At 38.8% G+C, this 26,200-nt stretch carries 23 protein-coding genes, 1 tRNA gene, 1 rRNA gene and 1 other annotated feature; of the genes, 22 read left to right on the top strand and 3 right to left on the bottom strand.

The window, feature by feature from the left end; translation table 11 throughout:
* Window positions 1-137: 137 nt before the first annotated feature.
* Window positions 138-348, bottom strand: a binding site (T-box leader).
* A gap of 255 nt (window positions 349-603) precedes the next feature.
* The 19 genes from MLOOGBEN_RS00125 to MLOOGBEN_RS00035 all read left to right on the top strand — a co-directional run bounded on the left by MLOOGBEN_RS00125 (window position 604) and on the right by MLOOGBEN_RS00035 (window position 21,813).
* A complete protein-coding gene (locus MLOOGBEN_RS00125; protein WP_179156247.1) occupies window positions 604-1,899 on the top strand; it encodes a homoserine dehydrogenase in 1,296 nt (431 codons plus the stop codon).
* Complete coding sequence (gene thrC, locus MLOOGBEN_RS00120) at window positions 1,896-2,957, top strand: threonine synthase (protein ID WP_179156246.1); 1,062 nt, start codon at window positions 1,896-1,898, stop codon at window positions 2,955-2,957. The genes MLOOGBEN_RS00125 and thrC overlap by 4 nt, the downstream gene beginning before the upstream one ends.
* On the top strand, window positions 2,954-3,877 hold the full coding sequence (gene thrB, locus MLOOGBEN_RS00115; protein WP_179156245.1) for a homoserine kinase: 924 nt from the start codon (window positions 2,954-2,956) through the stop codon (window positions 3,875-3,877). The genes thrC and thrB overlap by 4 nt, the downstream gene beginning before the upstream one ends.
* 161 nt (window positions 3,878-4,038) lie before the next feature.
* Window positions 4,039-7,281, top strand: a complete 3,243-nt coding sequence (locus tag MLOOGBEN_RS00110; RefSeq protein ID WP_179156244.1) for a winged helix-turn-helix domain-containing protein — start codon at window positions 4,039-4,041, stop codon at window positions 7,279-7,281.
* 264 nt (window positions 7,282-7,545) lie between these two features.
* On the top strand, window positions 7,546-7,728 hold the full coding sequence (locus MLOOGBEN_RS00105; RefSeq protein WP_179156243.1) for a hypothetical protein: 183 nt from the start codon (window positions 7,546-7,548) through the stop codon (window positions 7,726-7,728).
* 148 nt (window positions 7,729-7,876) lie between these two features.
* Window positions 7,877-8,179, top strand: coding sequence for a DUF4212 domain-containing protein (locus tag MLOOGBEN_RS00100; protein ID WP_179156242.1), 303 nt, complete (start codon window positions 7,877-7,879; stop codon window positions 8,177-8,179).
* 86 nt (window positions 8,180-8,265) lie between these two features.
* A complete protein-coding gene (locus MLOOGBEN_RS00095; RefSeq protein WP_179156241.1) occupies window positions 8,266-9,936 on the top strand; it encodes a sodium:solute symporter family protein in 1,671 nt (556 codons plus the stop codon).
* On the top strand, window positions 9,917-11,830 hold the full coding sequence (locus MLOOGBEN_RS00090) for a DUF294 nucleotidyltransferase-like domain-containing protein (RefSeq protein ID WP_179156240.1): 1,914 nt from the start codon (window positions 9,917-9,919) through the stop codon (window positions 11,828-11,830). Before MLOOGBEN_RS00095 ends, MLOOGBEN_RS00090 begins: the two co-directional genes overlap by 20 nt.
* A gap of 21 nt (window positions 11,831-11,851) precedes the next feature.
* Window positions 11,852-12,514, top strand: a complete 663-nt coding sequence (locus tag MLOOGBEN_RS00085) for a 3'-5' exonuclease (RefSeq protein ID WP_179156239.1) — start codon at window positions 11,852-11,854, stop codon at window positions 12,512-12,514.
* A 219-nt stretch (window positions 12,515-12,733) separates the two neighbouring features.
* On the top strand, window positions 12,734-13,918 hold the full coding sequence (locus MLOOGBEN_RS00080; protein ID WP_179156830.1) for a substrate-binding domain-containing protein: 1,185 nt from the start codon (window positions 12,734-12,736) through the stop codon (window positions 13,916-13,918).
* Between the two features lie 89 nt (window positions 13,919-14,007).
* On the top strand, window positions 14,008-14,781 hold the full coding sequence (locus MLOOGBEN_RS00075) for an ABC transporter ATP-binding protein (RefSeq protein WP_179156238.1): 774 nt from the start codon (window positions 14,008-14,010) through the stop codon (window positions 14,779-14,781).
* Window positions 14,759-15,466, top strand: coding sequence for an ABC transporter ATP-binding protein (locus MLOOGBEN_RS00070; RefSeq protein WP_179156237.1), 708 nt, complete (start codon window positions 14,759-14,761; stop codon window positions 15,464-15,466). Before MLOOGBEN_RS00075 ends, MLOOGBEN_RS00070 begins: the two co-directional genes overlap by 23 nt.
* 18 nt (window positions 15,467-15,484) lie before the next feature.
* Window positions 15,485-16,345 (top strand): branched-chain amino acid ABC transporter permease, encoded by an 861-nt coding sequence (locus tag MLOOGBEN_RS00065; RefSeq protein ID WP_179156236.1) that lies wholly within the window; start codon window positions 15,485-15,487, stop codon window positions 16,343-16,345.
* Window positions 16,346-16,349: 4 nt separating this feature from the next.
* A complete protein-coding gene (locus tag MLOOGBEN_RS00060; RefSeq protein WP_179156235.1) occupies window positions 16,350-17,348 on the top strand; it encodes a branched-chain amino acid ABC transporter permease in 999 nt (332 codons plus the stop codon).
* A gap of 11 nt (window positions 17,349-17,359) precedes the next feature.
* On the top strand, window positions 17,360-17,539 hold the full coding sequence (locus MLOOGBEN_RS00055; protein WP_179156234.1) for a hypothetical protein: 180 nt from the start codon (window positions 17,360-17,362) through the stop codon (window positions 17,537-17,539).
* Window positions 17,540-17,556: 17 nt separating this feature from the next.
* The gene (locus MLOOGBEN_RS00050) at window positions 17,557-18,570 is read left to right on the top strand and encodes a 3-oxoacyl-ACP synthase (protein WP_179156233.1); all 1,014 of its coding nucleotides are present in this window, start codon (window positions 17,557-17,559) and stop codon (window positions 18,568-18,570) included.
* A complete protein-coding gene (gene phaZ, locus MLOOGBEN_RS00045; RefSeq protein ID WP_256988767.1) occupies window positions 18,552-19,472 on the top strand; it encodes an intracellular short-chain-length polyhydroxyalkanoate depolymerase in 921 nt (306 codons plus the stop codon). Before MLOOGBEN_RS00050 ends, phaZ begins: the two co-directional genes overlap by 19 nt.
* Window positions 19,469-20,209, top strand: coding sequence for a 3-oxoacyl-ACP reductase FabG (gene fabG, locus MLOOGBEN_RS00040; RefSeq protein WP_179156231.1), 741 nt, complete (start codon window positions 19,469-19,471; stop codon window positions 20,207-20,209). Before phaZ ends, fabG begins: the two co-directional genes overlap by 4 nt.
* 104 nt (window positions 20,210-20,313) lie before the next feature.
* Window positions 20,314-21,813, top strand: coding sequence for an acyl-CoA synthetase (locus tag MLOOGBEN_RS00035; RefSeq protein WP_179156230.1), 1,500 nt, complete (start codon window positions 20,314-20,316; stop codon window positions 21,811-21,813).
* A gap of 34 nt (window positions 21,814-21,847) precedes the next feature.
* Here MLOOGBEN_RS00035 and MLOOGBEN_RS00030 read toward each other — a convergent pair whose 3' ends face one another.
* Window positions 21,848-22,759 carry a selenium metabolism-associated LysR family transcriptional regulator gene (locus tag MLOOGBEN_RS00030; protein WP_179156229.1) on the bottom strand — a complete coding sequence of 304 codons (912 nt, stop codon included), beginning with the start codon at window positions 22,757-22,759 and terminating at the stop codon, window positions 21,848-21,850.
* A 135-nt stretch (window positions 22,760-22,894) separates the two neighbouring features.
* On the opposite strand from MLOOGBEN_RS00030, the gene MLOOGBEN_RS00025 reads away from it, so the two are divergent.
* Together MLOOGBEN_RS00025 and MLOOGBEN_RS00020 are read left to right on the top strand one after the other, a co-directional pair.
* Complete coding sequence (locus MLOOGBEN_RS00025; protein ID WP_179156228.1) at window positions 22,895-23,134, top strand: sulfurtransferase TusA family protein; 240 nt, start codon at window positions 22,895-22,897, stop codon at window positions 23,132-23,134.
* A 114-nt stretch (window positions 23,135-23,248) separates the two neighbouring features.
* Complete coding sequence (locus MLOOGBEN_RS00020) at window positions 23,249-24,655, top strand: DEAD/DEAH box helicase (protein WP_256988766.1); 1,407 nt, start codon at window positions 23,249-23,251, stop codon at window positions 24,653-24,655.
* A gap of 34 nt (window positions 24,656-24,689) precedes the next feature.
* Here the strand turns inward: MLOOGBEN_RS00020 and MLOOGBEN_RS00015 are convergent.
* Both MLOOGBEN_RS00015 and MLOOGBEN_RS00010 read right to left on the bottom strand, forming a co-directional pair.
* Window positions 24,690-24,762, bottom strand: a tRNA-Ala gene (locus tag MLOOGBEN_RS00015).
* 83 nt (window positions 24,763-24,845) lie between these two features.
* Window positions 24,846-25,541, bottom strand: a complete 696-nt coding sequence (locus MLOOGBEN_RS00010; RefSeq protein ID WP_179156226.1) for an MgtC/SapB family protein — start codon at window positions 25,539-25,541, stop codon at window positions 24,846-24,848.
* A 596-nt stretch (window positions 25,542-26,137) separates the two neighbouring features.
* Between MLOOGBEN_RS00010 and MLOOGBEN_RS00005 the strand changes: the two genes are divergently transcribed.
* Window positions 26,138-26,200, top strand: a 16S ribosomal RNA gene (locus MLOOGBEN_RS00005); the annotation flags it as partial.

Below are 26,200 nucleotides of genomic sequence, written 5' to 3'. Positions count from 1 at the left end.
CGTCTTATGCCTGTCGCCCCTGTGCACCAAGGAAGGCTCCTGCGATTAATCATCGCAGGAACAAGCTGTGCTTGTTCCGAAGGCGCTTCCGCTTTAAAATAAAAAAAATCCCCCATAACAGACAGATTTGTCTTGTTATGAGGGACGTGATCAACGTGGTGCCACCCTCTTTTGCTGCTGGAAACAGTGCAGCCTCAACATGTTAACGGGTTTTCCCGGGCATTCCTACTAAAACTTTCAGTCTGCCAGTTCAGAAGGGCTGGGCAGGATTAAGAAATTGCACCGGTTCACAGCAGCCACCGGCTCTCTTAAGCATTTTCTTACTGCCGTCTTCATCAATACATTTTTTAATATTTACCTGAATTTAAAGAATATTCTACATCGATACCTTTACTATTGTAAAGAGATAAAATGAATAATTTTTTGAGTATTCAAATTTAAAAATTTTTTTAAAAGATGCAAACCAATGTTGGTGCGGTGGTAAGCGATTACATTGAATTTTTAAAAAAATTAGTCTATTGTAATTGTATTGAGAGAATCATATAATGTCTACTATATAAATACAATTGTACGCATGTGGTAGACAGTGTGGGAGGGATTAATATGGAAGCAATTAAAATTGGGTTACTCGGTTTAGGAACAGTCGGTTCAGGTGTTGTGAAAATTATTAAAAATCATCAAGATAAATTAATGCATCAGGTGGGCTGTCCTGTTGTCGTAAAGAAAATCCTGGTCCAAGATATACATAAAACAAGACCAGTTGATGTGGATCCAGTTTTGTTAACGTCATCCCCATCTGATATCCTGCATGATCCCGATATAAATGTTGTCATTGAAGTGATGGGCGGGGTTAAAGAAACAAAGGAATATTTGCTTAGTGCCCTCCGTCAAGGAAAACATGTAGTGACGGCAAACAAGGATTTAATGGCGCTTCATGGATCAGAATTGTTATCTGTTGCTTCTGAAAATGGATGTGACTTATTCTATGAAGCAAGTGTTGCAGGAGGCATTCCTATTCTAAGAGGCTTAGTTGATGGCCTTGCTTCTGATCGCATAACCCAAATGATGGGGATTGTAAATGGAACCACTAATTTTATTTTAACAAAAATGAGCCAAGAAGGTTTAGCTTATGAGGATGTCCTTAAAGAAGCGCAAGAGCTTGGATTTGCCGAAGCGGACCCTACTTCAGATGTAGAGGGACTGGATGCAGCCAGGAAAATGACAATATTAGCTACTTTAGGCTTTTCGATGCATATTGACCTTGACGATGTAAAGGTAAGTGGAATTTCGAAAATTACAGAAGAAGACTTACGTTATGGAAAACAGTTAGGCTATACGATGAAGTTATTAGGATATGCCCACCGTGAAGGGGAAAAAGTAGAGGTAAGTGTCCAGCCGACATTCTTGTCTGACAACCATCCACTGGCTTCCGTTCAAAATGAATATAACGCTGTTTATGTATATGGTGAAGCTGTTGGTGAGACAATGTTTTATGGACCAGGTGCTGGCAGCCTGCCAACGGCAACAGCAGTTGTTTCAGATTTAGTTGGGGTTATGAAAAATTTACGACTTGGTGTTAATGGCCGAAGTGCGGTAACACCACAATATCCAAAGCGCTTAAAGGATGATAATGAAAAGTATTCTAAATACTTCTTACGAATTCATGTACAAGATGAGGTCGGAGTATTTGCAGAACTTACTTCCATCTTTGCAAAGTATGGTGTCAGCTTTGAAAAAATATTACAGCTTCCTGTTAAAAAGAATGAAACATCCGAAATTGTCTTAGTTACACACCGGGCTTCACTGACAAATTACGATGCTATTCTTCACGAATTAAATGATTTACCAGCGGTGAAAGAAATAAAAAGTGCATATAGAGTGGTGAGGAAATCATTATGAGATGGCCGGGATTAATTGAAGCATATAAAGAATTTTTACCAGTAACTAATGAAACACCTATGTTAACCTTGAATGAAGGAAATACCCCGTTAGTAAAGCTTGAACGGCTTTCAAAGGAACTGGATGTAGAGCTATACGTTAAACTTGAAGGCGCAAATCCGACAGGTTCTTTTAAGGACCGCGGGATGGTAATGGCAGTTGCAAAGGCGATAGAGTCTGGCAGTAAAACGATTATCTGTGCCTCAACGGGGAATACTTCCGCAGCGGCTGCAGCTTATGCTGCCCGTGCTGGAATCCGTTGTATTATTGTTATTCCTGAAGGAAAAATTGCCTTAGGGAAGCTTGCTCAAGCAATGATGTACGGAGCAGAAATTATCTCCATTGAGGGGAATTTTGACCAAGCACTAAAGATGGTCCGCAATATTAGTGAAGAAGAACCGATTGCACTTGTTAATTCGGTTAATCCATATCGTTTAGAGGGACAAAAAACAGCAGCCTTTGAAGTATGTGATCAATTAGGGGCAGCTCCAGACATTTTAGCGATACCAGTTGGAAACGCGGGTAACATTAGTGCATATTGGAAAGGGTTTAAAGAATACGCAAACCGTAAGGGAACAGGACTGCCTAGAATGTATGGTTTTGAAGCAGCAGGAGCAGCAGCACTTGTTCATAATCGTGTATTTGAAAATCCAGAAACGATTGCAACAGCGATTCGAATTGGAAATCCCGCAAGCTGGAACTTAGCTGTTGCCGCAGTTGAAGAATCCAAAGGTCTATTTGATGAAGTAAGTGATGATGAAATTGTAGCTGCGTATAAGAAAATCGCCGCCTCTGAAGGAATCTTCGCTGAACCAGCTTCATGTGCGTCAATCGCTGGTGTGATGAAGTCCCTCCAAAAAGGCAAAATTGAAAAGGGATCTAAAATCGTCGCTGTGCTTACTGGAAATGGTTTAAAAGATCCGGATACGGCTATTCAAAGCAGCTTTGTGGATGTAAAGAAATTGCCAAATGATGAGAAAGCTGTGACAGAACACATTAGGGGAGTTGTCCACCAATGACTCTAAATGCTGGAAGGTTTGTTATCAAAATACCAGCGAGTTCTGCAAACCTTGGACCAGGCTTTGATTCAATGGGAGTTGCCGTTAATTTATATTTACGCTTAGAAGTAGAGAGAAATGAGAAGTGGGAATGTTATTCAACTTCAGATGAATTGAAGGATTTCCCAACAGACGAAAAGCATTATATCTGTCAAATTGCCATTCAAACGGCAGCTAAATATGGTAAGGAGCTGCATCCTTGTAAAATCAAGGTTGAAAGTGACATTCCATTGGCTCGTGGACTTGGTTCAAGTGCATCGGCGATTATTGCAGGAATTGAACTTGCTGATTACGTTGGAGATTTAGGGCTGACAAAAAAAGAAAAGCTATTACTAGCAACTGAAGTAGAAGGCCATCCAGATAATGTTGGTGCCTCTCTTTATGGGGGACTAGTAATCGGCAGTTATCAACAAGGAGAGGTCGATATTGTATCTATTTCTGATATATCTTTTGAAATGGTTGCAGTCATCCCGAAAGAAAGCTTGTTGACTAAGGATTCTCGCGGTGTTTTGCCAATAGAGTTTTCCTACCAAGACAGTATTCGTGCTTCTTCAATCGCAAATGTATTAGTGGGAGCACTACTTAGTCAGAATTGGGAATTGGCCGGAAAGATGATGGAAAAGGATATTTTTCACCAGCCTTATCGGAAGCCGCTGATCCCATTTTATGATGATGTTGCAAATTTCGCAAAATCTGAAGGGGCATTCGGTGTGGCCTTAAGTGGAGCGGGCCCGACAGTTTTATGTTTTTGTGAAGAGGGAAAGGGTAAATTACTTGAGAAGTCTTTAAAAACAGCCTTTCCTGATATGGCAGCTAAAGTGCTAAGCATTGACTTTACAGGAAGCAACGTATCCCAACTTAATAATTGTATCGTGAATTAGGGCCGAAATATTCGGTCCTTTTTTCTTTGTTGTGCAAGTTTTTATTGTGAACGGGGAATTAATCAGTTTGTTGACGTCGGCATGACAAGAAAAATGAATTATGATGAATAGTATGATAAAATAGTGTAAAAATTGAAAAAATTAGAAAGGAGGATAAATAAATGAAGCTGCCAATCATTCAAACAAAACTGAGAATTCCGGTTGTCAAAGATGAATTTATTAGAAGAGCTAAGCTTACGAGAAAAATGAAGAAAATTCCAGAATATCCTTTGACCATTATTCATTCAGGGGCTGGTTTTGGAAAAAGTACGGCTCTTGCTTTATTTATGAGGGATGAAAATATCCCAGGCTGCTGGTACTCCATCTCATCAATGGATGACGACATCCTTCCGTTCCTTTCCTATATCATCCATTCAATAAGAGGATATATTCCTGACTTCGGGCAGGATATTGAGAAGTATATCGAAACAATGGACCGCTACATAAGAGAAGAAGATTTAAGTTATTTATGCTCCTTATTTATTAATGAAGTTCTTGAAGCTAATTCCGATATCACACTAATTTTGGACGACTATCATCAAATTGAACATTCCTACACGATCAATAGTTGGATTGAGAAATTACTGGAGCATATTCCCTCTAATTTACACATGGTTATCTCAAGCCGCAGCCGGCCGGGCTGGAAGTATTTAACGAAAATGAAGGTAAACGGGCAGCTATTAGAAATTATCCGGGAAGATTTAGTGCTAACCATTGAAGAAATGGAATTGTTATTAATCGACCTCTATGGACTAGAAATAGAGCCCGCTCATTTAGAAAGTATTTATCAGCTAACAGAAGGCTGGATTATTGCATTGTGTATGATTGCACAACAGATTCCACTTACTGGAGATATTTCAACCCTTTTAGAACATTCCTCCTTCTCACTTCAAGATCTATTTGACTACTTAGTTATGGAAGTCTTTTCAAAACAGCCTCCAATGATTCAGCAATTTTTGGAACAAACATCAATCTTAGATATTCTTGAAGAAGAACTTTGTGATGAAGTCATTGGAATTCAAGGTGCTTCTACCATGCTCGAGCAATTAAAAGAGAGAAATTTGTTCATTCAAAAGATTGGATTAAAACATTATCGCTACCATGCACTTTTTAAAGAGTTTTTAGAAAATGCCTTCTTAAAGAATAACCCGACTACCTTCACTAAACTTCATGAAAAATGTGCACGATTTTATGAAAAAAGACTGATGTGGGAAGAGGCACTCTATCACTATAAAAAAATTAATCATTACAAAGCAATGGCATCAATCTTACAAGAAAATGGGATTAAAATGCTTGAAGCTGGGAAGCTAAAAAGCCTGTCTGATCAATTGACATTGATTCCTGTGCTTGAGTTAGATACGTATTATCTTCTCTGGTTCCTAAAAGCAGAGGTCCACCGATATCGCTCTCAATTTCACGAGGCCGAGGAATGTTATGATAAAACCTATAACGAGGCTGAGAAGAGACACGACTTTCTCGGGATGAGCAAGGCGTTAGAAGGAAAAGCGAAGATTTATTTAGACACCATCCAGCCTCATCAAGCTGAGAAGCTATTATATGAAGCTATTGAAGCGAGAGAGAAAAGCATAAGTTCAGAAGCGGAAAAGGCAAAGTTATATTACTTGCTCTCTGAAAATCTTTTAAACTCTGGAAAATCAACAAACGCTGAAAAATGGCTGCAAAAGGCAAAAACGTACAGCCCATCAATATTGGATGGAAATATTGAAGCAAGATTGTATTTAAGAACAGGTCGTTTTGAAGCAGCAAAAAGATTCCTTCTCCACCAAAAAGAAGAATTATCAAATAAAAATGGGATAGAACTTCCCAAATCCCATAGAGAAACAGATTTACTTTTATCATTAATAGAATCATTTACAGGAGAAGGATTAATGGCCAAAGAATTAGCACAGGCAGGCATACAACAAGGTATTAGTTTAAAAGCACCTTTTGTGGAAGCATGCGGCTGGATTCGGATGGGGCATGCCGTGCAAATTCTCAATAAATATGATTCGGATTTGGCAGAACAATGCTACAATACAGCATTAGAAATTATGAGCAGGCTGAATGTAGAAAGAGGAAAAGCCGAACCGTTAATGGGACTTTGTATCCTTTATGGGACAAGGGGAGAATATGAGCGGGCATTAGAGGCAGGGAAAAGGGCCTTACAGGAGACTGAAAAAGTTCAAGATATCTGGCTTTCCGCACTTATTACCCTATGTATGGGGATCACCTGTATTTATAATGAAAGACTAAATAAAGGTCTTTCCTGCTTAGAAAAAACGAGAGAATTATTTTATCAGTGTGAGGATTCCTTTGGACAGATGTTATCTAGTTTCTGGCTGGCCTATATTTACTATTTAGAAAAAGATCAAGACATGTTTAGAGAAACGATGGATAAGTTCTTATATATGGTTCAAAAAAATGATTTTGAGTTCTTTTTTCATAAAGTGTCAGTTTTCAGTCCAAGGGATTTACAAATGTTTGTTCCACTATTAATCGAATGCACGAAAGGAGATATTCAAAAGTCATTAGCCGTAAAAATCCTTCAGGAAATGGGAATCACGACATTGGATTCACATCCTGGATATTCGATAAGAGTTCAAACACTTGGGCAATTTAAAATTTGGTTAGGGGAAAAGGAAGTTGGGGAAAAAGATTGGCAGCGTGAAAAAGGCAAGGAATTATTTCAGCTCTTTATTACAGTAAACGAACTTATTTCCAAAGAGGAGATACTCCAAATTCTTTGGCCTAATCAGGATACAAAACATGCCGACCGTGACTTTAAAGTTGCATTAAATAGTCTCCAGCATGTACTTGAACCAACTCGTAAGGCAAGGGCAGCTCCATTTTTCATTATAAGAGAAGGGATGTTTTATGGAATAAATCCACATGCCAAAATTGAATTAGATACAACCCTATTTCAATCTCTGATTCAAAATGGTTTGAGTGAAACATACCAGGAAAAAGTGATACCCCTTTTAGAAAAGGGCTTGAGGCTTTATCTAGGAGAATACTTGCCAGAACGGCGATATGATGATTGGTGTTTAAGTAAAAGGGAGAGTATGCTGGTTTACTTTTTACGGGGCGCAGAAAAAATGGCACAGTTTATGGTCCGAAAAGAAGAATATGAACAAGCGATTTATTGGTGTGAAAATATACTTAAAAGGGATAGGACTTGGGAGGAAGCCTATCGATTATTAATGTATTGCTATTATCGAAAAAACAATCGCCCACTAGCAATGAAATGGTACCAAAAATGTATGACAGTCTTGGAAGAAGAACTTGGGGTCTCTCCATTGGAACCCACAAATCAAATGCATGACATGATTATCGAATCAGAAAAATATAGGAATCTAATACGATAACTCTAGGAATTTAAACATACAAAATGAACGGAGCGATTTCTTTATGAAATGGCTCCTTTTATATTGCGTATAACCCAATATAAAATTGTTAATTTTTGTTAGTAGTGCTTGACCTAAGAATATTTTTTAGACATAATAATAAAGTGGGAATTTTCCCAAAATTTAATCTAGTCAGAAGGATAGTTTGTTAGACTTCTTAAAAAACTAACTTGCCAAAAGAACTCTAAAAAATGATAACGCTTTCTTTATGAAGGGGGAAACGATTTGCTTGTTTTATTGTCATTATTGATTATTACAGGTGTCTGCCTTTTTCTTGCTCTAAAGAAGAAAAGGCCATTCTTTCTAGCTGTACCCATCCTATCCATCTTTGCCTACTTCCTCATTCAAATCATCCTAGTACCAGCACCATTTATAGAAACAGTCAAATTCATTTTCAGTCTAAGATAATGATTTTTCCCGAGCCCGATTATGGGCACGGTGAGAATAGCAGCCAGTCATGCTGCAGTTTCTAAAAAAAGGGGTGGTGCCGAGAAAAATCCATTTACCAGCAATTTTATTTCATGGAAATTCAATCAATTTAATCGGGGGTGGGGTTTTGAAGAAAATTGATAAGAAAATAGCAGACAGCTATTTTCGGGAAAAAACTCGGAATATGATTATTTATTTTATTGTGTGGTTTATCGTTTCATTTGGGGTAGTCCTTATGGCAGAGCCTTTGAGTGAAATTACAATTAACGGCTTTCCATTTCATTACTTTATGGGAGCACAGGGAGCAGTAATAACTTTTATTATCCTTCTGTTTGTCAATGCAAAGCTGGGTGACTCCATTGATAGGAAATATGGGATTGACGAGGAGAAAAATAAGCAGATCAGTTCGGGAAAGGTACTTGATCATTAATTCCGACAAGCTGCTGTTCAAGCTGTCTGTAAGCTTAGCGATAGGAGCTCACAAAAAATATTTGTAATTGAAAAAGGGGGATGACATTGGATATACAATTTTTGGTCTCATTATCTATTATCTTAGCAACATTTGCATTGTATATTGGTATTGCCATTTATAACAAAGCAAAAGCAACATCAGATTTCTATGTTGCCGGCCGGGGTGTTCCGCCAATTTTTAATGGGATGGCAATTGGGGCAGATTGGATGAGTGCCGCTTCATTCATTGGTATGGCTGGAACTATCATGCTTCTTGGCTATGATGGTCTTGCGTATATAATGGGATGGACGGGAGGATATTTGCTGTTGACATTCCTATTGGCACCGCAGCTGCGAAAGTATGGACGCTATACAGTACCAGACTTTATCGGTGACCGTTTTGAAAGCCATACGGCCCGAGTGATTGCAGCTATATGTACAATCATAATCAGCTTTACTTATTCTATTGGACAGCTTTCTGGCTCAGGAGTGGTAATTGGCCGTTTATTTGAAATTGATGCTAAAGTGGGAACAATGATTGGGGTTATTCTCATTGCCTTCTATGCAGCGTTTGGCGGTATGAAAGGAATTACTTGGACACAGGTAGCTCAGTATATCATTTTAATTATTGCTTACTTAATACCAGTTATTTTCATGTCACTCCAACTTACCGGAAACCCAATGCCTTGGATTTCTTATGGTGAGCTTGTTGGTAAAATGGGGGAACTCGATCGTGAATTGGGTATCTCTGAATATTTTGCACCATTTACAAATGGGACAAAGTGGCAATTCTTGGCACTTATGTTTACATTAATGGCTGGTACAGCAGGATTGCCGCATGTAATTGTCCGTTTCTATACAGTTTCAACAATGAAGGCTGCCCGCTGGTCTGGTGCTTGGGCTTTGTTGTTCATCGGGCTGCTTTACCTGTCGGCACCCGCTTATTCTGCATTTTCCCGGTTCATTCTGATGACAAAGGTTGCTGGCAGCAAAATAACAGAACTGCCTGCATGGACAAAAACTTGGGTTGATACAGGCAAGCTGCAGGTAGCAGATGGAAATGGAGATGGAATCCTTCAGTGGAGTGAATTAATTATCTCTAATGATATTGTTGTTATGGCGACACCGGAAATTGCAAATCTTGGTATGTTTGTAATCGGCTTAGTGGCAGCAGGGGCAATGGCAGCTGCATTATCAACTGCCGGCGGTTTGATGATTGCTATTTCATCATCATTTGCCCACGACATTTACTATCGTGTCTTAAAACCAAATGCAACCGAGAAAAAACGCCTGTCTGTTGCACGCTGGTCAATCGTCCTAGCGACTCTTTTCGCGGGACTTATCGCGCTTAACCCTCCAGGAGCCATCACACAAATCGTTGCCTGGGCATTTGCGCTTGCAACTGGAACCTTCTTCCCGGCACTTGTGCTTGGTGTTTGGTGGAAACGTTCAAATTCAAAAGGTGTTATTGCTGGATTGCTGGTTGGTTTGGGCGTAACTTTGTCATACATTTTTGCAGCGAAGTATGGCGGATTTACGATCCTCGGAATCATTGATACAGGTGCAGGAGTTTTCGGTGCAATCGCTGCATTTACTGCCAACATCGTAGTTTCACTTATGACACCGGCTCCTTCTCAAAAGATTCAGGATGAGGTTATGGACCTTCGCTATCCAGAGCAAATGGTTTATAAAAATGGCGATGTATGGATGAATGATGATGGACCAAAATCAGTTTAATTTATTCAATTTAGAGGCAGTCAGGTTTCACCCCTTTTTCTGTGGGGTGGAGCCTGACAGTGCTCTTTCACTTCTATCCCTATGTGAAATCCGTCATTTTGAAAAAAATGAAAAGATGTTCAAAAAAGATAAACCCCGTGAAGGCCTTCTGCTTATGATAGAAGGTCTTTCGGAGGTATTTATCAGAAATGAAAGCAATGACAGAGAAGAAGTCTTGGAGGTCTTACAAAAAGGGGAAATGATCGGGTTCTCAAAATTAGCTGATTTACTTGGGGTGTCAAAGCCGAGTATGAAAAACGATGTCATGGTTGAGGTAAAAGCTGTAAGTGCTGTCAAGGTATTATATATTCCTTTCGAGGTCGTAACAAGGAGATGGGATGATCCGGCAGTCCGTGACTATTTACTGACACAGGTGGCTATTCGCTTAAGGGATATTTATACATCCCTAGCTGAGCAGGTCAAGCTTGCACGGGATTATGGTGAAAATGATACGATTAAGATTCGTGTCCAGGACATTATGAGTGAAAAAGTTGTCGCAGTTACGTCTGTAACAACTGTACAGGAAACAGCCCGGATTATGCATGAAAAGAGAATAAGTTCAGTTTTGGTAATAGAAAGGGAGATTTTAAAAGGAATCATTACTGAAAGGGACATGGTGTCAAGAGTGGTTGCCCAAGGTATGCCAATGACGGCCGCAGCCCAAGAAATTATGACCCAGAATCCCTTATCTATTTCAAGATTTGCTTTTTATTATGAAGCCATTTCAATGATTCTTCTAAAAGGAATTAAACACTTACCCGTAATAGAAGATTCAAAGGTGGTAGGAATCGTTACATTGTCTGATTTATTACGGAAAAAAAGCGAAAACGTTATGAAGACCATTCAAAAGATTGAACAAGCTGATATGGACAGCCTTCCAATGGTGAAGAGTGCGATTTATGAAGTGATAGGAACCCTGTTGAGAGACCGGATTCCTATATTAAAAACCTTCGAAATCGTAACCAATTTGTACGATCGTCTTGTTTTAAGAATAGTAGAGCTATCTATTCAAAAGCTGGAGGAAATCGGAAGGCGGAAGCCATGTTCTTTTGCCTTTTATCAAATGGGCAGCAGCGGCCGTGAAGAGCAGTTTATCCTGACTGATCAAGATCATTTTCTTGTTTATGAGGATGATGGGGATAAGGAAAATTCCTATTTTGCTGAATTAGGAAGAGAGATTACTGACAACATGGAAGCAGCCGGTTATGCACGGTGTAAAGGCTTGATGATGTGCAGTGAGCAGAAATGGCGCGGGTCTCTGGCGGTCTGGGAAGAACGTCTTCGAAAATGGATGCTTCAATCGACAAATGACAATTTGTTATTAGCTGAAAACCTCTTTTCATACCGGTTTATTACAGGCAGTGATAAATTGCATGAAATGTTTGAAAACGTGGTTTCAAATCAAATGGAAAGGTCGAGAATTTTTTTATACCAGCTGGCGCAAATAGAGAGAGAGCAACTGATTCCTACCCTTGATCACCCTATTCGTTCTTTATTTAAGCTTGAGCGAAAAAACATTGATATGAAAAAGGAGGTTTTATTTCCCTATCATCATAGCTTGCAAATATTATCTCTTTTGCATGGAAACCAATCGGGAACCCCGATAGAAAAAATTGATTGGCTTATGAATAAAAGAGTATTTTCTGAGGCATTTGCACAGGACCTCAAGGAAGCGGTCAGCCATATCTTAACTCTATATGTCAACCAACGCTGGCAGCAGGTGAAAAGCGGCAATGAACTGACATCTATTGTCTCTTTTACTAGGCTGTCTACCCGGGAAAAAGAAGAATTGATATTAAGCTTAAAAACATTAAGGGAGCTTCAAGGTCAGGTGTTTGCACACTTTTCTTTGTAGCTGTCCTAGAGGAGGGTGGTAATGTTTTTTCGCAGAAAAAATGTAGCTTGTGCCTTTAAATATGAAAATACTCCGCTGTCAACTCCCCTAGAAAATCTTGATTTTGTTGTTTTTGATACAGAAACAACAGGATTTCAGGTAGCGACAATGGACCGAATCATTGAGATTGGTGCTGTTTCTATAAAAGGCCTAGAGGTTCGTGAGACTGATACATTTCAGACCTATGTGAACCCTAATCGGAAAATTCCTCAGGAAACGGTAGAGTTGACCTCTATTTCTAATGTGCAGGTAGAGGGTGCACCACAAGCGTTAGAGGCAATAATGAGTTTCTTTGATTATGTACAATCGAGAGAAGCCGTATGTTTGGTAGGTCATTATGTCAGTTTTGATGTGCTTGCATTGAAAAGTGAATTTAGCAGGGAAAAACTTGCTTTGAAAAAATTTCTAACCATCGATACGCTTGATCTTATCGGATTTATTGCACCGTCCTACGATATGAGGGATTTAGAACGATATGCAATGGCTTTTGGAACAAGAATCTATGACCGGCATAGCGGATTAGGCGACGCGTTAACCACCGCTTATTTATTTATTGAGCTCTTATGGCAATTCAAAAATCGCGGATACAGCACGTGGGGAGAACTAATAAAAGCAACCGACAGCCAGATGAGATCCCTGCAATAAACTTAACTATATTTACCTAGTACAGCTCAACTGAGCTGTATTTTTTTGTCTAGCAGCAGCGCCTAGGGGCTTCCGCTTTTCGTCTTTTGTAACTTGCTTGTAACTCTCATCTTCTATTATTAACTTAAAGGTATTGCAATAGTTTTTTACAAATAATAAGGGGGAAAAAAAGTGAAGGTATGTAAAGGCAGAGTTTTCTTATTAGGATTACTTATTTTTATGATGGTATTTGCTACAGCATGCAGCTCTGACAAGACAGAGGGAGATACAAAGGGAAACGGTGAAAAGGCTGAGACGAAGGAGCCAATTAAAATTGGAGTTCTTGCCTCAACAACAGGTGCCCTAGAATCATATGGTAAACAAACGTTAAGAGGTTTTGAACTTGGTCTTGAATATGCAACCGAAGGGACAATGGAGGTTGCAGGCAGAAAAATAGAGTTTGTGGTTGAAGATACAGAAACGAAGCCAGAAGTTGCTGTTCAAAAAGCTACTAAACTATTAGAAGAAGATAAAGTTGACTTTTTAGTGGGATCATCCAGTTCAGCTGATACGTTAGCGGTATTACCGCTTGCTGAAGAATACCAAAAAATCATGATTGTTGAACCAGCAGCCGCTGATAGTATCACAGGCTCTGAGTTTAATAAATATATTTTCCGTTCAGCGCGAAATTCTTCACAGGATGCCGTTGCGGGTGCAGCTGCTATCGCTGGAGATGGTGTGAAGATTGCTACTCTGGCACCGGATTACTCGTTTGGCCGTGATGGAGTAGCAGCTTTTAAAGAAGCAGCTGAAAAACTTGGTGCAGATATTGTTTTAGAAGAGTATGCAGACCCAGCAGCAACTGATTTTACTTCGAACATTCAAAAGATTATTGATGCTAAGCCTGATTATTTATTTGTTGTTTGGGCGGGTGCAAACTCTCCTTGGAAGCAGATTTCAGATATGAAGGTACAAGACAAGGGCATCAAAATTTCAACAGGGGCGCCGGATATCGCAGCTTTGGCTACAATGGAGCCGCTTATTGGCATGGAAGGCTTTACCGTTTACTATCACGATCTGCCAAAAAATGAAATTAATGATTGGCTCGTAGCTGAACATAAGAAGCGATTTAATGGGGACGTTCCTGATTTATTCACACCAGGGGGGATGAGTGCAGCGATTTCAATTGTAGAAGCATTAAAGAAAACCGAAGGTGATGCTGATGGTAATACACTAATTGAAGCCATGGAAGGCATGAGCTTCGAAACGCCAAAAGGAAAAATGACCTATCGTCCTGAAGATCACCAGGCCCTTCAAGCACTATATGCCATTAAACTAGAAAAGAAAGATGGCGTACCATATCCAGTCCCAGTGCTAATTAGAGAACTAACACCAGAAGAAACCGCACCGCCAGTACGTAATTAATAAAGTGTTCTTTTAAAATATGAGGGTTAGACCTGTTGTTTATGGTCACCCTCTTCCTTATTTCTATCTCCAAGATTGGTGGTGAAAACATGAAAACCCTAATAGAAACAGAAAATTTATCGATAACCTTTGGAGGGCATACGGCAGTTGATACTGTCAGCATTTCCGTTCCAGCAAAACACTTTAAATCCATCATTGGTCCAAATGGTGCTGGAAAAACAACATTCTTTAATCTTTTAAGCGGTCAATTAACCCCTACAAATGGAAAAATTTATTTTCGGGGAAAGGATATCACAAAACTTTCTTCGACAAAGCGAACGAGAGAAGGAATAGGACGTTCCTTTCAAATTACCAATGTTTTCCCTAATTTAACGGTTCTTGAAAATGTAAGACTGGCCGTTCAATCAAAGGCTGGAGTTCGCTACCAGATGTTATTTCATTATAAGAAATACACAGAATTTGAAACAAAGGCTATAGAATGGTTACGTCTTGTGCTTTTAGACGATAAAGTGGACTCATTGGCGAGCAATTTGGCACATGGGGAAAAGCGAAAGCTAGAAATGGCTATGCTCCTAGCCCTTGAAACAGAGGTTCTTTTATTAGATGAACCGACAGCAGGTATGTCTTTAGAAGATGTTCCAGCCATATTAGATGTCATTAAAAGAATTAAAGAGCAAGCGAATCGGACAATTATATTAATTGAGCACAAAATGGATATGATCCTCGATTTATCAGATTCTGTAATGGTGCTATTTAATGGCAGGCTGCTGGCGGACGGAACTCCTGAGGAAATAATGAAAAATGAAACGGTCCAGTCTGCCTATTTGGGAGGTATCAGCGATGAAACAGCTGCTGAAGCTTAATAATATCGAGACGTTTATTGGACAGTATCATATTTTACAGGGTGTTTCGCTTGAAGTGAAAAAAGGTGAGGTTACGGTACTGTTAGGAAGAAATGGTGCCGGAAAAACAACCACATTACGGACGATTATGGGACTAAATCCAGCCTCAAAAGGCAGTGTTGTTTATAAAGGAGAAGAAATCCATGCTTTACCAACCTACACCATTGCTCAAAAGGGAATCGGCTATGTTCCAGAAGACCAAGGTATCTTTGCAGGATTGACAGTTGAAGAAAATATGAAAGTAGCCATTCAAAAAGAAAATGATGAAACGAATAAGCGACTAGATTATATCATAAATTTGTTTCCTGACTTAAAAAAGTTCTGGAAAAAGCCCGGCGGGTTATTAAGCGGCGGTCAAAAACAAATGCTTTCCATCGCCCGAGCCTATGTAAATGATAACGAACTGTTATTAATTGATGAACCAAGTAAAGGTTTAGCCCCTATCGTCGTCGAGAAGGTGATGGAATCGATCCTGCAAATGAAGGATCAAACAACGATCGTATTAGTAGAACAAAATTTCATGATGGCTAGTACCATCGGTGATTGCTTTTATATTATCGATGATGGAAGAACGGTAAGCACTGGAACTATGAAACAGTTAAAAGAAGATGAGGAAATGAAACGAAAGTACTTGGGGATTGCTTAGGGAAGGAGGAAGGTTTGAATGGAGCTATTATTCAATTTAACATTAAATGGATTGGCAACAGGCATGCTGATCTTCCTATTAGCAGCAGGACTAACACTTATTTTCGGTCTGATGGATGTACTTAACTTTGCCCACGGCGGTTTATTTGCCTGGGGTGCCTATAGCGGCACTTGGATTTATGCCAGTACTGGAAGTTTTTTTATCGGTATTATTGGGGCTATTCTTACAGGTTTTATACTAGGGATTATTACTGAAAAATGGATTATTAAACCAGTTTACGGAAACCATGTTCAGCAAATTTTAATTACTCTCGGCTTAATGTTGGTTCTATCAGAGATGTTAAAAGTTGTTTGGGGACCTAATCAATTAACAGCTAACCCTCCAGAATATTTGACAGGCAGCTGGGAAATTGGCGATATGATTATCATTAAATATCGAGTATTTATCATAGTAGTTGGATTGCTCGTTTTTGCAGGAGTACAATTTTTGCTGAAAAATACCAAAATTGGCCTGGTTGTCCGGGCAGGGGTTATGAATAAGGAAATGGTTCAGGCACTGGGAATTAATATTAAGAAGGTATTTATGTTTGTATTTATGATTGGTTCCGGCATGGCAGCGCTTGGCGGGGTACTTTTTGGACCATACTCTGGTGTCATACACGCGGGTATGGGGATGGAGTTTGCCATATTAGCGTTTATTGTAGTTGTCATTGGCGGAATGGGAAATTTCACAGGATCGGTCATGGCGGCGATCCTAGTTGGGTTATCAGGTTCGTTCATGGCTTATTATGTACCGGAATTATCATTAGCAGTAAACATGCTTTTAATGGCAGTTGTTTTGATTGTAAAGCCACAAGGACTGTTTGGCGGGAAGGGGTGAGAGTATGAAATGGATTGTTAATAATAGAATAAATGCTATTTATATCATCATTGCCGCTTTCCTGTTTCTCTTGCCTTTCGTCTATGAATCTAGAAATATGTTGATTTTGTTAACCCAAATTTTTGTATTTGCCATCCTTGCGATGAGCTACGATTTATTACTAGGCTTTACTGGAATTGTTTCCTTTGGTCATGCGATGTTTTTTGGTATCGGGGCCTACTCGATTGGGATATTCATGAAGCGTTTTGAACCAACTATGCTTCATTTTATTTATGCGGTGCTGGCAACGATTCTTATCACGGCAATCGTAAGTTTTATTGTTGGTTTACTTACACTGCGATTGAAAAGCCATTTTTACGCGATGTTAACCATGGCATTGGCTGGATTGTTTTTGGTATTAGCAGAAAAATGGCGGATCTTAACATTTGGAAATGATGGATTTACCTTTCGAGTACCGGAACTGTTTATTGATAGGACTAATTTTTACATCATTTGTTTGGCTGCAATGATTGCTACTTTTATGATTTTAAAACGCTTTACCAACTCCCCTCTTGGAAGAGTTCTTCAGGCCATTCGAGAAAATGAACAACGAACAGAGTCTTTAGGTTATCAAGTATTACACTATAAGATTGCTGTTAGTGTTGTTTCAGGTGTTTTAGCAGGAATTGCAGGGATTTTTTATGCGATGTCACTTCGATATGTGAATACTAGTGTATTTGCAATGGATATTACATTAGACGCTTTATTGATGACGATTATCGGCGGAGTAGGCACTTTAGTTGGTGCCATTATTGGGGCAGGATTAATTGAATTTGCCCACGATGGATTAACAGAGCTGGCAAAAGAACATTGGATATTTGAACGTTGGATTATTTTCTTTGGTATCATTTATATTTTGGTTGTTATTTTCTTCCCGCTAGGTATTGTGGGGACATTAAGGAAATTCACTTGGAAACGAAAAAAACAGCAGCCTGTTAAGAAAAAAGAAAATTTAGCAGGTTAGAGGGAGGCTTAATGGAACCACTACAAATTGCTTCCTTCGTCGTGCGTTTTCAACTAGCCGATGTTGAAAAAGAGACTGGTAAAAAACAATGGAGGATTAAAGTAACCCATGTTCAAGAAGAGCGAGAAACTTTATTTGAGACCATTGAAGAGGCTACTGCTTTTATGATGTCGATGGTAGAAGACACTTAATCTAGGTGGTGGATATTTTGCAAATAGGAATCGTAAGTACAGGTCTATACCTCCCGCAGGATTATATAACAGGTAAAGAGATAGCAGAAAAAGCAAGTATCCCTGCACATGTTGTTGAAGAAAAGATGGGGATAAAAAAGAAATATGTTCCTGGTCCTGATGATCATACGTGTGAAATGGGCATCAAGGCAGCAAAGCAAGCCATTAAAAAGGCAGGAATACATCCAATGGAGATTGATGTCGTTATTTATATTGGTGAAGAGCATAAGGAATATCCACTTTGGACGGCTGGCATCAAACTACAGGAAGAGGTTGGAGCCTTAAATGCCTGGGCATTTGATGTAGCTTTAAGATGTGGAACAACCGTTATGGCGCTTAAGGTAGCAAAAAGCTTGATAATAGCGGATTCAACAATCCAAACTGTGTTGCTGGCAGGAGGATATCGAAATGGGGATTTTATCGACTACCAGAACCCAAGGACGCGTTTCATGTTTAATCTAAGTGCTGGCGGCGGGGCAATTCTTTTGAAAAAAGACCACAACGAAAACATCTTGTTAGAAACTGAGCTGCTGACAGATGGATCCTTTTCAGAGGATGTGGTGGTTGTTAGTGGCGGTACAAAAAATCCAATTACTAAAGAAGCTATTGATCAGCGGCTAAATATGCTGGATGTCCTTGATCCTGAGGGAATGAAACAGCGTTTGGAACAGAAGTCTATGGCTAATTTTCTGAAGGTAATTCGGGAATCCGTTAGAAAAAGTGGATACAAAGTTGGAGATATTTCATTTATAGCTATGCTCCACATGAAAAAGTCTGCCCATGAATATGTATTAAAAGAATTGGGCTTATCACACCAGCAATCAATCTATCTGGAGGACTATGGTCATATCGGGCAGATTGATCAAATATTATCTCTTGAGCTTGCCGTAAAAGAAGGGAAGGTAAAAGAGGGTGACATTGTCGTTTTAGTTAGTGCTGGGATTGGCTATGCCTGGGGAGCCTCTACAATTAAATGGGGAAGGGTGATGTAATGGGTAATGTGACGATGAAAGAGGTACAGTTAAAAAATGGAGAAACTATTGCCTTTCGAGAAAGGGAAGGAGGTGAGAAAAAGGTATTGTTGATCCATGGAAACATGACTTCCTCTAAGCACTGGGACCTTGTCCTAGATAATATGTCTGAGGAATATAAGTTATATGCTTTGGATTTACGAGGGTTTGGAAAATCTAGCTACAATAAACTTATTACTTCAATCAAGGATTTTTCAGATGATGTAAAGCTCTTTGTCGATGCAATTGACTTAAAGGATTTTGCGATTGTGGGTTGGTCAACAGGAGGTGCTGTCGCCATGCAATTTGCTGCTGATCATCCTGGTTATTGTAATAAGCTGATTTTATTAGCTTCAGAATCTACTAGAGGCTACCCGTTTGATGGAAAAACGAGTGAGAACGAGGAACTCCGAAGATTTTCCTCCTATGAAGATATTAAACGTGACTTAATTCGAACCCTGCCTGTTCAAGCTGCCTATGACACGAACAATGTTGATTTATTAAAACTAATATGGAACGCCGTTATTTATACAAAAAATCAGCCTGAACCTGACCTGTATGACGAATATGTGCAGGATATGAGAACACAGCGAAACTTAGCTGAGGTACATCATTCAAACAATACGTTTAATATCAGTCATCATCATAATGGACTGGTAGATGGAAATGGTTTAGTGGATCAAATTAATGTACCTGTCCTTGTATTAAGAGGGGACCGTGATTTTGTTGTTAATGCTGAAATGACAAAAGAATTGGTAGACGATTTAGGACCAAAAGCTAAATTTGTAGAGTTAAAGGATTGTGGGCATTCCCCCCTTATTGATGATTTACCTCAATTACTAAAAGAAATAACAAATTTTTTAAAGAATGAGGTGCTCAAATGAGATTAAAAGACAGAGTGGCTATTATTACTGGTGCGGCAAATGGAATAGGCTTAAAAGCTTCGGAAGTTTTTGCCAAAGAGGGTGCAAGGGTGGCCATGGCTGATTTTAATGCAGAGCAGGGTGAAAAGAGGGCACAAGAATTAAGGGAAAAGGGCTATGAAGTAACCTTTTTTCAAGTGAATGTAGCACAGCGTTCGAGTGTAGATGAAATGGTTGAAAAGGTCCGTGAAGCTTACGGAAACATCGGAGTCCTAGTAAATAATGCGGGAATTACAAAAGATGCGATGCTTTCGAAATTATCCATCGAGGATTTTCAAGCAGTTTTGGATGTTAATCTTACAGGAGTGTTTCATTGTACACAAGCGGTCTTACCGTCTATGATTGAAAATGGAAAAGGAAAAATTATAAATACATCTTCTGTTTCAGGCGTTTATGGAAATGTTGGTCAAACGAATTATGCGGCAACAAAAGCAGGTGTGGTCGGCATGACAAAATCATGGGCCAAAGAGCTTGGCCGCAAAGGGATTAATGTAAATGCCGTTGCCCCTGGTTTTATTGAAACAGGAATGACAGCAAAGGTTCCTGAAAAGGTATTAGACCAAATGAAACAGATGGTGCCGCTGGCAAGGCTGGGGAAGCCTGAAGAAATCGCAAATGCCTACTTGTTTTTAGCATCCGATGAATCAAATTATATAAACGGGGCTGTTCTACATGTAGACGGTGGGATTATGATGTAAAGAAACGGCCTTTAGGGCCGTTTTTTTACCCTAACTCTTGTAACTTTGATGTAACTAGAATTCTGTAAGATATTCTCATCTAGTTGTGAAGGAGAGATTGAACAGTGAGGTGGGAACTTGACTGGCTTGAAAATAGAGCAAGGTTATCGCCAAATAAAAAGGCAATTATAGATGAAGATACAAATAAATCCTGGACTTATGAAGAAATAAATAAACGTTCGTCCTCAGTGGCAGGATGGTTAAAAAGTCAAGGAGTGAAAAAAGGTGATCGGGTGGCACTTCTGTCGCCAAACAATATTAGCTATTTTGATTTGCTTTTTGCTTGTGGAAAAATTGGCGCCATATTTGTTCCGCTTAACTGGCGGTTGTCAGAATATGAATTAAATGAAATATTGCTGGATTGTTCACCCTTATTACTTGGTATCCATCAGAAGTTCAAGAACGTGTTTACTTCTTTAAAAGCTGTAGTACCAAGTTCTTTTTATGTTGGAGACTCTAAGTATGAAGAGAGTACAGCTCAATTAGATAGAGGTAATCATTTTGACCCAATCACTGAACTTGATCCCTTAGCCATAATCTATACAGGGGGAACAACCGGTCAACCAAAAGGAGTGGTGTTAAGCCATCAATCGATTCAATGGAACGCTATAAACACTGTTCTTAGCTGGAATTTATCAGAAGCGGATGTAACAATCAACTATATGCCGCTGTTTCATACAGGCGGACTAAATGCATTATCGCTGCCAATCCTAATGACCGGAGGGACTGTTGTTATTGGAGATCAGTTTACCGGACAAAAAGTAGTGAATTCGATTGAACAGTACAGCTGTACGATTATTCTCCTTGTACCAACGATGTACCATTTACTCATTCAAACGGAAGAGTTCCAGAGAAGTGAATTTCCTTCTATGAAAGTATTTTTATCAGGTGCGGCCCCATGTCCTTTCCACGTTTATGAAGCTTTTAAGAAAAAAGGATTAGATTTTAAAGAAGGGTATGGGTTAACGGAAGCTGGCCCAAATAATTTCTTTATTCATCCAGAGGAAGCGCAAGTGAAACGCGGGTCAGTTGGAAAACCAATGTTATTCAACGCTATTAAACTTATAAAGGATGAGGGTCACGAAGTATCAATAAACGAGGTTGGAGAACTTTTAATCAAAGGAAAACATTCCTTCTCGCATTATTGGAATAACGAACTCGCAACGCTAGAAACGAAAAAAGAAGGCTGGATTCATACTGGAGACTTGGCGAAGAAAGATGCAGATGGATTCCATTATATTGTCGGAAGAAAGAAGGATATGATCATCTCGGGTGGAGAAAATGTTTATCCACTTGAGATTGAACATTGGATTGCAGCTCACCCTGAGGTTGATGAAGTGGCCGTAATTGGACTCCCAGATGAAAAATGGGGGGAACTTGTTACCGCATTTATCGTTCAGAAACATCCTCAATCTCTAGATGAACAAGAACTAAAAACCTATTGTGAGAGAAAACTTGGAAGATATAAAATTCCGAAGAAATTTATATCTTTGAATGAGCTCCCAAAAACACATGTTGGAAAAATCGATAAAAAGAAATTAAAAGAATTAAGTACACAAACATAAAAGGAGAACCCACTCAAGCGGGTCCTCCTTTTCTTCATTTTATTTCGTCTGGACTTATAGGTTTAATGAGTTCGTGTGCACTTTCAATAAATAATTTAGATAACATCGATTGGGTTTTGTTTTGGTTATAAACGAGATAGAAAAATCGTTCATTATCGAATCCATTAATATCATGGATCCTAAGTAAATTTCTATCGTAATATTCCCTTGCAGCCATTTCCGATATAATTGCTATACCTATATCCTGGAGTACGAACTGAATCAAACTTTGTCCACTTTCTGTATAAGCAACAATATTCATTTGGTCTTTTGAAATTTGGTTTTTCGTCAAAAATTTTTCAATAAGTGAATTCGTTCCAGAATCAGCGTTTCTCATAATAAAAGGATACTTTAAGAGTTCATGAATATCTACAGAACCAACAATATCAGAATGATGTGATGTTATTAGGACTAAACTTTCTTTAAGTAAGGGAATATAGCATAGCTTTTCGTTTTCATATTTCTCACCTAAAATACCAAAATCCACAGACCCATTTAGAACCTTATCCGCCACATTTTTTGAGGAGGATTGGTTAATATGAAATGTTGCTTTTGGGTATTGAGTTCTAAATTGCTTGACCATCTTTGGAATCATAAATTGCCCAGGCACAGAGCTTGCACCGATTCGAATAATTCCCCTGAGTTCGGTCACACCCTTCTTTAAGTCCAACATCGCCTGGTCCTTCAATAATAAGAGCTTTAGTGCCCACTGATACAAACGCTCACCGGATGGTGTAAGAATATTCTCTCTGCCAACACGATCAAATAGACTTACATTAAGAGTTCTCTCAAGTGTTTGAATATGGGAGCTGACTGTTGATTGACTTAAAAAGATGTCTTCGGCTGCTTTAGAAAAGCTCTTATGCTCAACTACCTTTGTAAACACAAATAATTGGTGTAAATCCATAGACTTTGCCCCTTTATTCAAATTACCGATTTATATTTATCGGTAGAATAGATAAATTGAATTTATCTTATCATAACATTTTTTTATAATAGATGTTATTAGAGGTTTGAATACAATGTGATGGGAGTTTAATGAATGTCACTCCAATATGTACCGGATGTAATCTATGATGCAGGTCATACTGAATACGGCGAGTTAATAAAATCACTGTTATTGAAGACGGAAGCGTTGATCAGTGGACAAATTATCGAGGTCATTTCAAATGAACCATCGGTAAAAGAAGACTTGCTGACCTGGGTAAGAATACAAAAGCACACTTTGTTAGATCGTAAGGATTTTGGTGAAAGTTGTTATTACTACATTGAGAAACGTTAGTAATCTATAAAAAGGTCTTATCACCTGATAAGGTCTTTTTTTCTTATAATAAGAATATTTGCCTTTTCGATGTTAAACACTCAATATTAATAAGACATAATTTTTGTTGTTTATATGTTTATAGTAGAGAAAGTAGGGATTTTTTTGCCTGATTTTGAATCATTAGGTATTTCTAAGTCAAATGTACAAAAGTTGAGGAGTTACGGTGTAGCCAAGCCAACTCCAATCCAAGAAAAAGCAATACCCATTGTAATGGGCGGAAAAGATGTAATTGCACAGGCCCAAACTGGGACGGGGAAGACATTTGCCTTCATACTGCCCATATTAGAAAAAATAAATCCACTTGCACCACATGTACAAGCACTCATTGTTACCCCAACCAGAGAATTGGCTTTACAAATTACCGAGGAATTTGAAAAGTTGACCAAAGATATGGATGGTGTTGATGTGCTGGCAGTTTATGGAGGCCAGGATGTTGATAAGCAGCTAAAGAAACTAAAGAAAAATGTTCAAATCGTTGTTGGGACACCAGGCAGGCTGTTAGACCATATTAGAAGAGGAACAGTTCACTTATCAGAAGCTTCATTTCTAGTTCTTGATGAGGCAGACCAAATGCTCCATATAGGTTTTCTGAATGAAGTTGAGGATATTATTAGGGAAACACCTAAGACTCGTCAGACTATGCTGTTTTCTGCAACAATGCCAGAGGAAATACGGACACTAGCTAATAAACATATGCGTAAGCCTGAATACATCCAAGTTGAAAAAACACAGGGCCCTGCCGAAAATGTTAAACTAATTGCTATTCATACGATTGATCGTGCAAAGCAAGCAACATTGATTCAATTAGTTGAAACACATAGACCATATTTAGCTGTTATCTTTTGTAGGACCAAACGCAGAGTCTCAAAGTTGTATGATGTTCTTAAATCTCACAAATTTTTATGTGATGAACTGCATGGTGACCTGTCGCAAGCCAAAAGAGAGCAAGTGATGAAACGCTTCAGGGACGGGGATGTTCAACTGTTGATAGCGACCGATGTCGCAGCAAGAGGTCTCGATGTTGAAGGGGTGACACATGTATTTAATTATGACATTCCTCAAGATGCCGAAAGCTTTATCCATCGAATTGGAAGAACTGGAAGAGCCGGTACAAAGGGATTGGCCATCACATTATACTCTTCGGATGATCGCCCAACTCTGGACATGATTGAAAAAGAGCTTAACATTACGATTCAAAAGCAAAACCTAGGAAATAGTGGGGAAAAGGAAGATAAAAAACCAAGTTCAACTTCAGAGTCGGAAAAGGAAAGGACATTTAAAACGAATAAAAACAGAAAGTCAGTTCGTACAACCGACGGGAAAAGTGATGGTAAGAACAGTACGAGACAACAAGGAAGAGGATCATTGAAGGATCAAGGGAACAAGAAGAGTCCTATTAAGGGAAAACGTACGAATACCAGACCAGGGGAAAAAGGCAGGAGCCAATCCAGTTCTAGTAAAAGCAGAAGAATGACATAGAAAAAAACCCTTGCGAGGCAAGGGTTTTTAAGTATGGAGACTATCGGGATCGAACCGACGACCTCTTGCATGCCATGCAAGCGCTCTCCCAGCTGAGCTAAGCCCCCGTATGTGGTACAAGAAAAATTATATCTTTCTCATACCATTCTTGCAATAGTAATTTTTACTTTTTTCTTCAGTAAAAAGTAAATTAACCCATGCTTTCAATTTCAACCTTATGAACGCCATCTAATTTTGAAACAGAATCATACACATCGGTAGTCTTCTCCCGGTAATCTACCGCAACTAATATTTGCACGAGATGGTCACCGTTATCTAAATCCTTTATACGGATCCTGCGGATAATATATTTCCTGCCGATTATAAATGAAATGGCATCTTCAATTTGGATTTTGTCTCTAATAAATAATTGAAGACTAATTTCTTTTTCACGCAATTGCTTTGGACCAATGAACTTCATGACATATGGTACCAATTCTACACTAATAATTAGTAAGGCGACACCAACAAACGCTTCGATAAAGAAACCAGCCCCAACAGCGATACCGATTCCAGCTGCTCCCCAAATCATCGCGGCCGTTGTTAAACCAGATATACTATCATTTCCCCGTCTAAGGATTACGCCTGCTCCTAGAAAACCGATACCAGAAACAATTTGCGCAGCAAGACGAAGAGGGTCCATGGTAATTCTTACATCGTCAGAAGCGGGAAACATATAAGCAGATTCAATTGAAACAATTGTAAGTAGACAACTCACTACAGATATTACAAGACTTGTCTTAAGTCCTACAGGTTTTCTCTTTAATTCGCGTTCAAGCCCAATTATAAGCCCTAAAATCGCTGATACTCCAAGCTTTAATAATATATCGTAATCAATATTCTCCATTGACTTCACGTCCATTATTATTGTGTTTAGTGATAATTAGAATATAGTTATTACTATTATACGATATCCCTTCCATGAAAAATAAAGAAATATTACTTATTACTAAATATAGTTGAAAAAGCTAGTTTTACTTTTCTCTTTTCGTACAGTCTTATAATATTTAAGTCCTTACTAATTACATATACATAATTGGTTGAAATTATGAGTCCACCACTTATTTGATTTATCCTTTGACAGTTGAATACTCTTTATTCCCCTTCAAATGGCTAAAGTAAATTGTTGTTTAACTTCTACCTAAAATAAATGAATCAAAAAAACTTTATAAATTATATTGCAATCATTTTCGGAACATGTTATATTAAATCTCGTCCTCACGAGTGAGTCACACAACGAAAAAAAGAAATTAAAAAAGTTGTTGACATCATCTTGATGGATATGCTAAATTAAAGAGGTCGCTTTCGAGCTTACTTAGTAGGAAAAGCTCATAAGTGAAAGAATTTGTTCTTTGAAAACTAAACAAACAAGAACGTCAACAAACAATTTTTTAGCTTTTTTATAAAAGCTAAGCCAACGTAACATTTATGAGCTAATCAACTTTCTTGGAGAGTTTGATCCTGGCTCAGGACGAACGCTGGCGGCGTGCCTAATACATGCAAGTC

This window comes from Bacillus sp. EB106-08-02-XG196, from assembly GCF_013396335.1.
Taxonomy (GTDB): domain Bacteria; phylum Bacillota; class Bacilli; order Bacillales; family Cytobacillaceae; genus Neobacillus.
The sequence above is the reverse complement of the archived record's forward strand: the minus strand, read 5'-3'. Positions and strand labels throughout refer to the sequence as shown.

What these genes read in the sequence shown, in the direction of transcription:
- MLOOGBEN_RS00125 (WP_179156247.1), top strand. Translation starts at nt 604, where the DNA reads ATGGAAGCAATTAAAATTGGGTTACTCGGTTTAGGAACAGTCGGTTCA.
- thrC (WP_179156246.1), top strand. Translation starts at nt 1,896, where the DNA reads ATGAGATGGCCGGGATTAATTGAAGCATATAAAGAATTTTTACCAGTA.
- thrB (WP_179156245.1), top strand. Translation starts at nt 2,954, where the DNA reads ATGACTCTAAATGCTGGAAGGTTTGTTATCAAAATACCAGCGAGTTCT.
- MLOOGBEN_RS00110 (WP_179156244.1), top strand. Translation starts at nt 4,039, where the DNA reads ATGAAGCTGCCAATCATTCAAACAAAACTGAGAATTCCGGTTGTCAAA.
- MLOOGBEN_RS00090 (WP_179156240.1), top strand. Translation starts at nt 9,917, where the DNA reads ATGGACCAAAATCAGTTTAATTTATTCAATTTAGAGGCAGTCAGGTTT.
- MLOOGBEN_RS00085 (WP_179156239.1), top strand. Translation starts at nt 11,852, where the DNA reads ATGTTTTTTCGCAGAAAAAATGTAGCTTGTGCCTTTAAATATGAAAAT.
- MLOOGBEN_RS00080 (WP_179156830.1), top strand. Translation starts at nt 12,734, where the DNA reads ATGATGGTATTTGCTACAGCATGCAGCTCTGACAAGACAGAGGGAGAT.
- MLOOGBEN_RS00075 (WP_179156238.1), top strand. Translation starts at nt 14,008, where the DNA reads ATGAAAACCCTAATAGAAACAGAAAATTTATCGATAACCTTTGGAGGG.
- MLOOGBEN_RS00070 (WP_179156237.1), top strand. Translation starts at nt 14,759, where the DNA reads ATGAAACAGCTGCTGAAGCTTAATAATATCGAGACGTTTATTGGACAG.
- MLOOGBEN_RS00065 (WP_179156236.1), top strand. Translation starts at nt 15,485, where the DNA reads ATGGAGCTATTATTCAATTTAACATTAAATGGATTGGCAACAGGCATG.
- MLOOGBEN_RS00060 (WP_179156235.1), top strand. Translation starts at nt 16,350, where the DNA reads ATGAAATGGATTGTTAATAATAGAATAAATGCTATTTATATCATCATT.
- MLOOGBEN_RS00055 (WP_179156234.1), top strand. Translation starts at nt 17,360, where the DNA reads ATGGAACCACTACAAATTGCTTCCTTCGTCGTGCGTTTTCAACTAGCC.
- phaZ (WP_256988767.1), top strand. Translation starts at nt 18,552, where the DNA reads ATGGGGAAGGGTGATGTAATGGGTAATGTGACGATGAAAGAGGTACAG.
- fabG (WP_179156231.1), top strand. Translation starts at nt 19,469, where the DNA reads ATGAGATTAAAAGACAGAGTGGCTATTATTACTGGTGCGGCAAATGGA.
- MLOOGBEN_RS00030 (WP_179156229.1), bottom strand. Translation starts at nt 22,759, where the DNA reads ATGGATTTACACCAATTATTTGTGTTTACAAAGGTAGTTGAGCATAAG.
- MLOOGBEN_RS00025 (WP_179156228.1), top strand. Translation starts at nt 22,895, where the DNA reads ATGTCACTCCAATATGTACCGGATGTAATCTATGATGCAGGTCATACT.
- MLOOGBEN_RS00020 (WP_256988766.1), top strand. Translation starts at nt 23,249, where the DNA reads ATGTTTATAGTAGAGAAAGTAGGGATTTTTTTGCCTGATTTTGAATCA.
- MLOOGBEN_RS00010 (WP_179156226.1), bottom strand. Translation starts at nt 25,541, where the DNA reads ATGGAGAATATTGATTACGATATATTATTAAAGCTTGGAGTATCAGCG.